Annotated in this window: 1 protein-coding gene; it reads left to right on the top strand. The window is 63.0% G+C overall.

The genetic code is table 11. The features are described 5' to 3' along the window. A partial coding sequence (locus AB0H93_RS44230; protein WP_358582963.1) for a sodium:solute symporter family protein occupies window positions 1-1,656 on the top strand: 1,656 nt, incomplete at its 5' end.

Below are 1,656 nucleotides of genomic sequence, written 5' to 3'. Positions count from 1 at the left end.
GCCAACGCGGTGGATTTCGCGTTGCTGGCGTTGTACTTCGTTTTCGTGCTGGGTATCGGGTATCTGGCGCGGCGTGCGGTTTCCACCAGTTTGGATTTCTTCCTGTCGGGGCGGGCGTTGCCGGCGTGGGTGACGGGGTTGGCGTTCATCTCGGCGAATCTGGGTGCGATCGAGATCATCGGTATGTCGGCGAATGGTGCCGAGTACGGGATGCCGACGATGCATTACTTCTGGATCGGTGCGGTGCCGGCCATGCTGTTTTTGGGCGTGGTGATGATGCCGTTCTACTACGGCTCGAAGGTGCGCAGTGTTCCGGAGTTCATGTTGCGCCGGTTCGGGCGGGCGGCGCATCTGGTGAACGGGATCAGTTTCGCGGTGGCGCAGGTGTTGATCGCGGGGGTGAATCTGTATTTGCTGGCCAGCATCGTGAATGCGTTGCTGGGGTGGCCGTTGTGGTTGTCGGTGTTGCTGGCGGCGGCGATCGTGTTGTCGTACACGGCGTTGGGTGGGTTGTCGGCGGCGATCTACAACGAGGTGTTGCAGTTCTTCGTGATCGTGGCGGCGTTGTTGCCGTTGACGATCATCGGGTTGGTGAAGGTCGGTGGGGTGCAGGGCCTGATCGAGAAGGTGTCGGCGGGTCCGGGTGGTGCGGAGCAGTTGTCGGCGTGGCCGGGTAATGAGCTGACCGGGTTCGACAACAGTGTGCTGTCGGTGGTGGGGTTGGTGTTCGGGCTGGGTTTCGTGCTCAGTTTCGGGTATTGGACGACGAACTTCGTCGAGGTGCAGCGGGCGATGGCGTCCAAGAGCATGTCGGCGGCGCAGCGGACGCCGATCATCGGGGCGTTCCCGAAGATGTTCATCCCGTTCATCGTGATCATTCCGGGGATGATCGCGGCGGTGCTGATCCCGGAGCTGGCGGCGTTCAAGCAGGCCGGTGGGGCCGGTGGTGGGGGTGTGGATTACAACGATGCGATCTTGTTGTTGATGCGGGATCTGCTGCCGAACGGGATTCTGGGGATCGCGCTGGCGGGGTTGCTGGCGTCGTTCATGGCGGGGATGGCGGCGAACCTGTCGTCGTTCAACACGGTGTTCACGTATGACATCTGGCAGTCCTATGTGGTGCGGGACCGGGCGGATGGTTATTACCTGAGCATGGGGCGTTGGGTGACGGTGGGGGCGACGCTGGCTGCGGTGGGGACGGCGTTCATCGCGGCGGGGTATTCGAACTTGATGGATTACCTGCAGCAGTTGTTCTCGTTCTTCAACGCGCCGTTGTTCGCGACGTTCATCCTGGGGATGTTCTGGAAGCGGATGACGCCGCATGCGGGGTGGGCGGGTCTGGTTTTGGGCACGGTGTCGGCGGTGGTGGTGTTCGGGTTGTCGGAGACCGGGGTGCTGGATCTGCCGGGGCAGGGTGCGAGTTTCGTGGGTGCGGGTGTGGCGTTCGTGGTGGACATCGTGGTGAGCGTGGTGGTGTCGTTGGTGACGCGGCCGAAGCCGGAGGCGGAGTTGGTGGGGTTGGTGTACGGGTTGACGCCGCGGGCCAGCCTGCAGGCGTCGACCAGTGGTGAGGATGCGGGCTGGTATCGCCGTCCGGGGCTGTTGGCGGGGATCGCGCTGGTCCTGATCATCGCCCTCAACATCATCTTCGGCTGA

Origin of the sequence: Saccharopolyspora sp. NPDC050642, assembly GCF_040654735.1 — a bacterium.
GTDB classification, from domain to species: domain Bacteria; phylum Actinomycetota; class Actinomycetes; order Mycobacteriales; family Pseudonocardiaceae; genus Saccharopolyspora; species Saccharopolyspora elongata.
This window is presented reverse-complemented; position numbering and strand designations above follow the sequence as displayed.